The organism is Thermococcus sp. PK (genome assembly GCF_000430485.1).
Classification (GTDB): Archaea; Methanobacteriota_B; Thermococci; order Thermococcales; family Thermococcaceae; genus Thermococcus_A; species Thermococcus_A bergensis.
Genome location: NZ_KE387149.1, coordinates 564,138 through 571,011 on the forward strand (window position 1 = coordinate 564,138; position 6,874 = coordinate 571,011).

At 45.5% G+C, this 6,874-nt stretch carries 8 protein-coding genes and 1 pseudogene; 4 read left to right on the forward strand and 5 right to left on the reverse strand.

What is annotated here, in order from left to right:
• Window positions 1-133: 133 nt before the first annotated feature.
• Together THEPK_RS13370 and THEPK_RS04945 are read left to right on the forward strand one after the other, a co-directional pair.
• Window positions 134-298, forward strand: a complete 165-nt coding sequence (locus THEPK_RS13370) for a hypothetical protein (RefSeq protein ID WP_198011288.1) — start codon at window positions 134-136, stop codon at window positions 296-298.
• A complete protein-coding gene (locus THEPK_RS04945) occupies window positions 288-1,466 on the forward strand; it encodes an RNA-guided endonuclease InsQ/TnpB family protein (RefSeq protein WP_042699050.1) in 1,179 nt (392 codons plus the stop codon). The genes THEPK_RS13370 and THEPK_RS04945 overlap by 11 nt, the downstream gene beginning before the upstream one ends.
• A 6-nt stretch (window positions 1,467-1,472) precedes the next feature.
• Here THEPK_RS04945 and THEPK_RS04950 read toward each other — a convergent pair.
• Both THEPK_RS04950 and THEPK_RS13575 read right to left on the reverse strand, forming a co-directional pair.
• Window positions 1,473-1,895 (reverse strand): annotated as a pseudogene (locus tag THEPK_RS04950) (type I restriction endonuclease); the annotation flags it as partial.
• A gap of 97 nt (window positions 1,896-1,992) precedes the next feature.
• A complete protein-coding gene (locus THEPK_RS13575; RefSeq protein WP_083965036.1) occupies window positions 1,993-2,112 on the reverse strand; it encodes a hypothetical protein in 120 nt (39 codons plus the stop codon).
• Window positions 2,113-2,344: 232 nt separating this feature from the next.
• On the opposite strand from THEPK_RS13575, the gene THEPK_RS04955 reads away from it, so the two are divergent.
• Window positions 2,345-3,139, forward strand: a complete 795-nt coding sequence (locus THEPK_RS04955; RefSeq protein ID WP_042699053.1) for a class II glutamine amidotransferase — start codon at window positions 2,345-2,347, stop codon at window positions 3,137-3,139.
• Here THEPK_RS04955 and folP read toward each other — a convergent pair.
• Entirely contained in the window at window positions 3,129-3,953 is an 825-nt protein-coding gene (gene folP / locus THEPK_RS04960) for a dihydropteroate synthase (RefSeq protein ID WP_042699055.1), read from the reverse strand. The two genes, THEPK_RS04955 and folP, sit on opposite strands and share 11 nt — an antisense overlap.
• A gap of 54 nt (window positions 3,954-4,007) precedes the next feature.
• Here folP and THEPK_RS04965 point away from each other — a divergent pair, with 54 nt between their 5' ends.
• A complete protein-coding gene (locus THEPK_RS04965; RefSeq protein ID WP_042699058.1) occupies window positions 4,008-4,979 on the forward strand; it encodes a beta-ribofuranosylaminobenzene 5'-phosphate synthase family protein in 972 nt (323 codons plus the stop codon).
• Between the two features lie 410 nt (window positions 4,980-5,389).
• On the opposite strand, the gene THEPK_RS04970 is transcribed toward THEPK_RS04965, so the two are convergent.
• Window positions 5,390-6,508, reverse strand: coding sequence for an ABC transporter ATP-binding protein (locus THEPK_RS04970; protein WP_042699061.1), 1,119 nt, complete (start codon window positions 6,506-6,508; stop codon window positions 5,390-5,392).
• Window positions 6,509-6,512: 4 nt separating this feature from the next.
• On the reverse strand, window positions 6,513-6,874 hold a 362-nt coding region (locus THEPK_RS04975), incomplete at its 5' end, for a TrmB family transcriptional regulator sugar-binding domain-containing protein (protein WP_042699064.1).

Genomic DNA, 6,874 nt, shown 5'->3' on the forward strand with positions numbered 1-6,874 from the left:
TTGTGTTCTTTCTTTGGATTTACAACCTTTGCAATAACTTTTACGTTACCTGAAGCAGAGGGCTGTTCTCTAAATGGTTAAAAGCGTGAAGTTTAAATATTTTGACTTAGTATTTCTTAATGGGTGGTTTAGTGTGCCTAAGGCGACCTTTGTTATTAGTGAGGAAACCTTAGAGGAATTTAAAAAAGTGGCTATCCAGCGTTATGGGAACAAGAGAGGCGTTCTGAGTGTGGCAATAGAAGAAGCCATTAAAGACTGGATCAAGAAAACCAAAGAGGAGCTGGAAAATGCCAAGTGAGACTATTAAACTCACGGCAAAATTCAAACTCAAAACAGAACCCGAAGGGTTAGAAGACCTCTTCACCCTTTACCAAGAAATCGTGAACTTTTTAATCACCTACGCTTTTGAGAACAACATTACGAGCTTCTACCGGTTGAAGAAAGAGACGTACAAAAGCCTTCGGGAGCAGTACCCAGAACTCCCAAGCCATTACATTCACACGGCCTGCCAAATGGCCACCTCAATCTACAAGAGTTACAGGAAGAGGAAGAGAAAAGGAAAAGCCAACGGAAAACCCATTTTCAAAAAGCAAGTAATAATGCTGGACGACCACCTGTTCAAGCTCGACCTTGAAGAGGGAATTATCAAGCTCTCAACTCCAAGTGGAAGGCTGGAACTGGAGTTTTACCCGGCAAAACACCACGAGAAGTTTAGGGAGTGGAAAATAGGGCAAGCCTGGCTGGTTAAAAATCCAAAAGGAGTTTTCCTCCACGTGGTGTTCTCAAAGGAAGTTGAAGTCAGAGAGTCAAAAGCCGTCGTTGGTGTGGACTTGAACGAGAATAATGTAACCCTCAGCCTTCCAGACGGCGAGTTCATCCAGATCATCACCCACGAGAGGGAGATTAGAACGGGCTACTTCCTAAAGAGAAGGAGAATTCAAAAGAAGATAAGAAGTGGTAAAAAGAGAAAATGGATTTTGGAAAAATATGGGATGAGGGAGAGAAACAGGATAAATGATTTATATCACAAATTAGCCAATAAGATTGTTGAACTGGCGGAAAAGTATGGTGGTATTACCTTGGAGGACTTAACGGAAATCAGGAACACAATAAGGTATTCGGCTGAAATGAACGGTCGCTTGCACAGGTGGAGTTTTAGAAGGCTTCAAGCCATTATTGAGTATAAAGCCAAGTTGAAGGGTGTGAGTGTCGTTTTTGTTGATCCTGCTCGCACTTCATCCCTGTGCCCGATATGTGGGGGGAAGCTAGTCCCGAATGGGCGCAGGGTTTTGAAGTGCGAGTGTGGTTTTGAGGCTGATAGGGATGTGGTTGGCTCGTGGAATATTCGTTTGAAAGCCCTGAAGATGTGGGGAGTCTCCGTTCCCCCCGAAAGCCAGCCAATGAAGACGGGAGGCTGGAAGCCTACCCGTTACGAAATTAACGCCCTACACGCACTTTACTGGTAGGCAGAACGGCTCGTTAAAAAGGTCTATCTTCAGAAGAACCCTATCTTCGAGAGTTGAGTTTTCTTCGAATGCCTTTACAACCTTCCACTGCACACCGTTTGTCAAGATGCCATATTTAATCCCATGGGAAAAGCAGTACTTGGCAAGCTGTCTTAGGGGCTTTTCGCTTTTCAAAACATTTACACTCAAATTTTTGGCCTCTAAATAAGCTACCACATTGTCATTGATAACGAGGGCATAATCTGCCCTCCCCTCTTCCGTCCTCTCCTCCGGTCTTACTTCTTTTGGGTTCTCCCAGTCCCATCCGAGGGCTTTAAATATCTCCCCTATAAGGTGCTGCTTCACAGCCTCTTCATTCCTTTCATAGAGTAGCCTGTGCTCCCGAACCTTTTTGAGGACGTTTATCACAGCTCCTTGCACTTCAAGCATCTCTAACACCCGTTGGACTTCGATGACATATATTTTGCTCTGCTCTCCAAACCCCCTAAAGCTTCTGAGCTTCAGGTTTATAAGGGCTTTCTCAGCATCAACAACCTTTGCATATGCCAGGATGAGTAATTTTAATACCCTCAAAGAGCTTCGGCAGTGCTTGAGCTGTTGCTCCGACAAGGATGGCTTTCTTTGCCCTTTTGCTTCTTTCAAGCATCCTATCAAGGGTGCAGTTCAACAAGCGGAGCCGCTCACGATTGCAGATTCTATTTCGGGGCAGAAGGGCGGTTAGAGATTGTTTATGATAACGTGAAGAGAATTAGGGCTATAACGTTCTTTTCCTCGTTAGTTTCGATGTGATACTGAGAAACAGCATTAATTGCTGCGGGCATTTCCTAAGTCTCCAATCTTTTTAAACTGCGCCGCCTAAAAAAAGTCTGGTGGACGAAATGTGCAGAGTGCTGTTTGCAGTTGGAAAGGGAGAGGCTATGAAAGAGCTCGTAGATGCACTGGTAAAATCTTCTGAGAACGATCTTTACAAAGTGGCACTGGGAAAGAGCCCTTCCCATAAAGACGGCTGGGGATTCTTCTGGATGTCCAAAGATAAAGCCGAACATTACAAAACGATCAAACCCATTTTTGAAGACAAAGAAGGAGTTGAAAAGCTTTTAGACTCCTTAAAAGGTTTTGGAGTTTTATTGGCCCACACAAGGGCTGCAAGCCAGGGGAGTGTTAACCTCTTCAACACCCAGCCGTTTTCCTATTCCTCACCAAAGGGTTTTACGTTCTGGTTCTACCACAACGGCGACCTGAGAAAGGATGAACTTATAAAAATGGCAGAGTTCGAGGGGGAAATGCTCAAAGATGCTTCCGACAGCTACGTGTTCGGCCTCTATCTCTTAAGGAGGCTGTCATCTCTAAATGAGAGTGAAATCCTCAACACGTTTAAAGCCGCTCTTCCCACGGTTAAGACCACGCTCAATACGGGCACCCTTTTGGTTTCTCCAAATAACGTTAGGGGGTTTGTGACAGCATACATGGTTGAGAGCAGAGAAAAAGATCCCCTATTCAAGAGGTACTCGCGCCTTTTAAAAGTTGAAGAAAGAAACCTCTTCGCTGTCGTATCCTCAACCTTCGAGCTCTATTCGTCCCTTCCCTTTGAGGAAATCCCAAACGGAAGAGCGTTTTACACGGCTATAGAGTTAAAGGAAGAAAAGTTCGAGGTGAAAGAGCTCACTCTCTAAACTTTTTTATGAAGTTCGCTACCCTTACGGCATCGAGGGTCTCTTTAACGTCGTGAGTTCTTATTATACTGGCACCGTTCCATACTGCTATCGCTGTTGCACTTAAACTTCCGGCCAATCTTTCCAGCGGGTCTTTTCTTCCAGTTATGGCCCCTATAAACGACTTCCTCGATATTCCAACCAGGATTGGAAGCCCAAAGACCTTCAGCAGGTTCAGGTTTGCGATAACCTTAGCATCCCACTCATACCATGGAGGATATTTTGGCCTTAGAAATCCAATTGCCGGGTCAACTGCTATTTTCTCCTTTTCAATGCCATGTTTGTATGCAATCTGGAGGCTCTCTTTGAGAGCATCAATAACTTCATGAACGGGGTCTGTGAAGTCCCTCACTTCTTTGTGGGCGCAAACCACAACCGCAACACCGTATTCTCTAGCCACTTCGGCCATTTTTGGGTCTCCCTTGAGACCGGTAACGTCGTTTATGATGTCCGCTCCTGCCTTGATCGCTTCCTCAGCGACTTTTGCGTTTGTTGTGTCTATGCTTATTGGGACGTTAACATGCTCCCTGATGGTGCTTATCGCCCAGACAGCCCTTCTAACCTCTTCTTCCACAGGTATCTGGGTTTCCAGGTAGGGTGCCGTGGATTTTGCACCTATGTCTATGAAAGAAGCTCCATCCTTCACCATTTGAACTGCAGTTTCTATAAGCTCTTCCTCGTTTTGCCGGACGCTTCCCTTAAAGAAGCTTTCCGGAGAGACGTTGATGACTCCCATAATTCTTGGCTCGTCTAAACTTATCCCTGCAAACCTCACGGTCTCACCGAAAAGTGTTTTAATGCCTGCCCTATAAAAACATGGGGTGGGAAAATGTTAATCGAGACGCCGAAAAGGCTGCACCTTGGCTTGATAGACCCTTCTGGATTGCTGGGGAGACGGTTTGGGTCACTCGGAGTTGCCCTCGACGGGGGATATAGGGTAAGGGTAATGCCCCACGATAAACTTGAAATAAAGGCAGATGGAGAGGACAGAGAAACAATACGCCATGCTGTTGATAAAATGAACCAGAAATTTGCAACGGGGTTCAACTACCTTATTCAAGTTGAGAGAACGATTCCAAGGCACATCGGTTTAGGCTCCACTACTCAGCTAACGCTTGCCGTAGGATTGGGAATAGCAAGGCTTAACTCCCTTAGGATTGAAATCGAAGATCTGGCTCATCTTCTTGGAAGGGGAAAAAACTCTGGTGCTGGAATTTATGCTTTTAAGTACGGCGGCTTTGTGATAGACGGTGGTGTTAAAGGCAAAATTCCACCTTTAATCATCAGGGAAGATTTTCCGGAGGACTGGGGATTTCTCCTGATAATCCCGGAAGCAAAGAGGGGCTTTGACGAGGAAGAAGAAAAACCAATAATGCAGAGCGTAAAAGGAGAAAGCAGTATAGCAAAGAAGATTTCCCACAGGATTCTCTTGGGATTGTTGCCGGCGTTAAAGGAGAGAAACATCGAAGAGTTCGGAAAGCATTTGAGTGAAATTCAAAAACTGGTTGGGAAGCATTTTGAAGAGTATCAAGGTGGAGAGTTCAGGGAGGACGTTAAGCTCATCATGGAGTTCTTGAGCGAAAACACATACGGCTGTGGCCAAAGCTCTTGGGGACCAACGGTCTACGGGTTGATAAAGAGGGATGAGTATGGGATTATAAAAGCAAAGGCTCATGACTTTCTGAAGGAGCATGGAATTAACGCTGCTCTTGAGCTGGGCCTCCCAAGAAACAGGGGAGCAACAACCGTCGAAGAAAACACCTACATCCTGAGGCTCATTAATAGAGTTGCTCAGAAGTAGTGCTGTTTTGCTTTTAAGGTCTTATTGAGACTAGGGCTCTTTCAAGCCCTTACTCCGATTCATCAAAAATAACCCGTCGACCCGGTTATTATTTTTGCCGTTGACGGGCTCGGAGGAATATGGAGGACAGGGAGGCTGGGAAGCAAAAGGGGAGAGCTCCAAAGCTGAGTGATGTGACACTCAAGCGCTACTTCAAAAAGTACAAGACTTGCCTATCAAAAGCCTATGGAAGATCATGAAGGCAGATGGGATTGATATAATCTACAATTGGCTTAGGAAGAGGATTAAGAGACTGAAAAAGAAAGAAGCTAACAAGCGCTAACTCATGCGAACCTATGATTTCTGTCTTTTTCACAAGAAGCACAATAAAAAGAAAAACTCAATTGAGAAAGTCAGACTAAGTTACAAAGTTACAAAATTGCTTTTCCGGTTTTTTTGTTGAAGACGTGCGCCTTCCGCATGTCGAAGACCACGTCAACCTCCTGACCCTCCTTAACTCTCGACTCCGACCTGAAGGAGCCGACGAAAGTCACATCACCAACACGCAAATGCACAATCCTCTCACTACCCAAATTCTCAACAATCTCAACCACAGCCCTAACCAAATTCTCCCCAGGAACCTTCACCTGAGCAAACACTGCATCGTAGAGATCCTCCGGGCGAATGCCGAAGATAACTTCCTTACCGATGAGGTTGGCCTCCCTGAGAGCCTCCACCTGCTCTGGGAGGAGCTTGAGTTTGAATTCTCCAAAGTCGGCGAAACCGTCTTCGGTAATGCTCGCGTCCATGGAGTTCATCGGAGGCGAGCCGATGAAGCCTGCCACGAAAGTGTTTGCGGGCTTATCATAAACTTCATCCGGCGAACCGACTTGCTGTAACTCGCCAGCGTTGATGACGGCAATCCTGTCGCCCATGGTCATTGCTTCAACTTGATCGTGGGTTACGTAAATTGTCGTGACGCCTAATTGCCTCTGGAGTTTTTTCAATTCGGCGCGCATTTTCACCCTAAGTTTAGCGTCCAGGTTGCTTAACGGCTCGTCCATGAGGAAGACTTGGGGCTTCCTCACAATGGCCCTTCCGAGGGCTACTCTCTGCCTCTGTCCTCCGCTTAATTCCCTGGGTTTTCTTTTGAGTAGTTCTGTTAAGCCGAGCATTTCCGCGACTTCTCTAACTCTTTGATCGATTTCTTGCTTTGGGACTTTTCTCAGCTTGAGTGGGAAGGCGATGTTGTCGTAAACCGTCATGTGGGGGTAAAGCGCGTAACTCTGGAAAACCATGGCGATGTCTCTGTCTTTTGGGGGTACGAAGACTCCTTTTTCCGGATCGGCAACGAGTTTGTCTCCAATGTAGATTTGGCCTTTCGTTGGCTCTTCTAAGCCTGAGATCATTCTCAGGGTGGTTGTTTTACCGCAGCCGCTTGGGCCGAGGAGTATCATGAATTCTCCATCCTTAATGTCTAAATTCATGTTCTTGACTGCGGTGACTTCCCCAAACTGCTTCCAGACGTTAACAAGCTTCACACCAGCCATAAAATCACCTTCTCTCTTTACTCGTTTGAACGTCCTTTGGGTAAAGGATAATTCCTACCTCTTCATAGTCCTCAAGTATCGAAAATGGCCCTCCGACAAGAACTTTTCTTTTTCCCGTGTCTAAGAGTAAATTGTTTATTATTTTGGTGTTAGTAAAATCAAGCACCTTTCCTTTGAGTGTCTCCCCTGAGGTAGTGTAAACTTCAGCATCAAATTCAACTCCCTCAGTGAACAATTGCTCAATAGTCTGGAGGGCATGAAAATATATCGCAAATGTTATCCCTTTGTTTCTTTTCAAAACGGAGGAAATAAGAGTGGATTCTTCAAAAATGTCCCTGAGGTAGATATAATACGAGAAAATTATCT

Bases quoted from the DNA above. Each gene is read 5' to 3' on its own strand.
- THEPK_RS04945 (WP_042699050.1), top strand. From the start codon at position 288: ATGCCAAGTGAGACTATTAAACTCACGGCAAAATTCAAACTCAAAACA.
- THEPK_RS13575 (WP_083965036.1), bottom strand. From the start codon at position 2,112: ATGCTTGAAAGAAGCAAAAGGGCAAAGAAAGCCATCCTTGTCGGAGCA.
- THEPK_RS04955 (WP_042699053.1), top strand. From the start codon at position 2,345: ATGTGCAGAGTGCTGTTTGCAGTTGGAAAGGGAGAGGCTATGAAAGAG.
- THEPK_RS04965 (WP_042699058.1), top strand. From the start codon at position 4,008: ATGTTAATCGAGACGCCGAAAAGGCTGCACCTTGGCTTGATAGACCCT.
- THEPK_RS04970 (WP_042699061.1), bottom strand. From the start codon at position 6,508: ATGGCTGGTGTGAAGCTTGTTAACGTCTGGAAGCAGTTTGGGGAAGTC.